At 45.3% G+C, this 1,842-nt stretch carries 1 protein-coding gene and 1 pseudogene; both read left to right on the top strand.

Going from position 1 to position 1,842, the window contains the following annotated elements; translation table 11 throughout:
* Positions 1-278: pseudogene (locus ACVL1J_RS15220) on the top strand (hypothetical protein); the annotation flags it as partial.
* Between the two features lie 135 nt (positions 279-413).
* Entirely contained in the window at positions 414-1,634 is a 1,221-nt protein-coding gene (locus tag ACVL1J_RS15225) for a serine hydrolase domain-containing protein (protein WP_341236512.1), read from the top strand.
* The last annotated feature ends 208 nt before the right edge of the window (positions 1,635-1,842 follow it).

Here is a 1,842-nt window from a genome sequence, read left to right on the forward strand (position 1 = left end):
TCATGATTTCTCCTTTTCTGGCCAATATTGTTGGCCCAAAAAGCAGAGCTGTCATCTTTTATCCACCTGTCCGAATTTCCGAGGCCTGCTCTAACAACGCGCTAACAAAGGCAGGTAATACCTCGACCGTAGAAAGCGTAGACGGAACTGATCACATCACCTTAATCGGCACACTGTCGCCCCTCTTGTTTTTCAAAGGCAGTACCGCAAAACCTATTGAAACATTCATGCGCAAACTTCATCAAAACAGCGAAAAAACGGGTCCAATCAAGGGCTAGAGAGTCCGCCCTAAAAACTCAATTGACCTGAGCTTTGGCTTGGAATGATACTTGTAAGTTACACAAATACTTACAACAACGAGACAAGCCAAATCTATGTTTAAAAAATCAAACACAGTTTCCGTGCCGAGAAACGTGGGATCAGTCACCCAAATCGACTCAAAAGCAGAAACAAGTCCCTATGATGTCAGCATGACCCGCGATAACGTTGAGGCCATCTGGAACAGCGTAGAAAGCTTTTACAAAACAGGACTGCAGCCAGGCATGACCATGGTCATTCGCCGTCAAGGTGAAATTGTACTCAAACGTTCAATTGGCCACGCCAGGGGCAATCCCCCACCAAACCATCCCGACCAAGATGTTGAACAGGTGCTAATGACACCTGACACACCAATCTGTCTGTTCTCCGCTTCCAAGGCAATTACTGCCATGTTGATTCATAAGCTTCAAGAGCAGGGAAAACTTCAACTCAACGACACAATTGGGAAATATATTCCAGAGTTCGCATGCAATGGAAAAGAGAAAATCACCATTGCACAAGTGCTGTCCCATCGTGCGGGTGTTCCTCAAATACCCATAAGCAACCCTCATCCATCCCTGCTATTCAAATGGGATAGCGTTATCGATTTGATCAACTCCGGCTACACAAACCGCGGCGACGGCAGTCAACAGGCTTATCACGCGATCGTTGGTGGGTACATTCTGGGCGAAATGGTGAAAAGAATTACCGGTAAGTCAGTTGAATCTGCCCTACAGGAATTCATCGCGAAGCCACTTGGTGCCAAATACCTCACCTATGGTCTTAACAAAAAACATCAAGACTTGGCTGCATTTAATTACAGCACTGGCGCCACTCCAGTATTCCCGATCAACGTTTTGGCCAAACGGGCACTCAATATTGAATTTGAAAAGATAGCCAGCATTTCAAATACACCTGGCTTCATGGACGCCAGCATCCCAGCTGGAAACATTTATGGAACAGCGGACGAAGTCAGCCGTTTTTATCAAATGATGCTGGATGGTGGTACTTTTAATGGAAACCAAGTATTTGAGGAAAACACCATTAAGCTGGCCACCCGTCCAGCCGGTCCGCTGACTATCGATCAGACTTTGATGATCCCAATCAGGTTTTCTACTGGTTTCATGCTGGGTGAGAATGTATTTTCTTTATTCGGCATAAAAGCTCGCAAAGCATATGGCCATCTTGGCTTGATTAACATTGTGACGTGGGCAGATCCTTCACGAGATATATCGGTGGCATTTTTGAACACTGGAAAATCACTGGATCCTCGTTCGCTACCCGCGCTTGGCAAAGTACTGATTTCAGTGAGCTCCAATTGCAGTGTTTTGAAATAACCCTACGTCGTCAGCACCCCTGACGAAACACCTAAGTAAACAAACAAAAAAAGCCAGTTTATTTGAACTGGCTTTTTTTGTGCTTTCTGATCGGTATTTAGTAAGTGAACAACAAATAAAAAACCCCGCCTCGTATTGAGAGCGGGGTTTTTTGGTATTGGAGAGCCTGACGATGTCCTACTTTCACATGCGAATGCACACTATCATC

The organism is Limnobacter sp. G6BE5S (genome assembly GCF_058448965.1).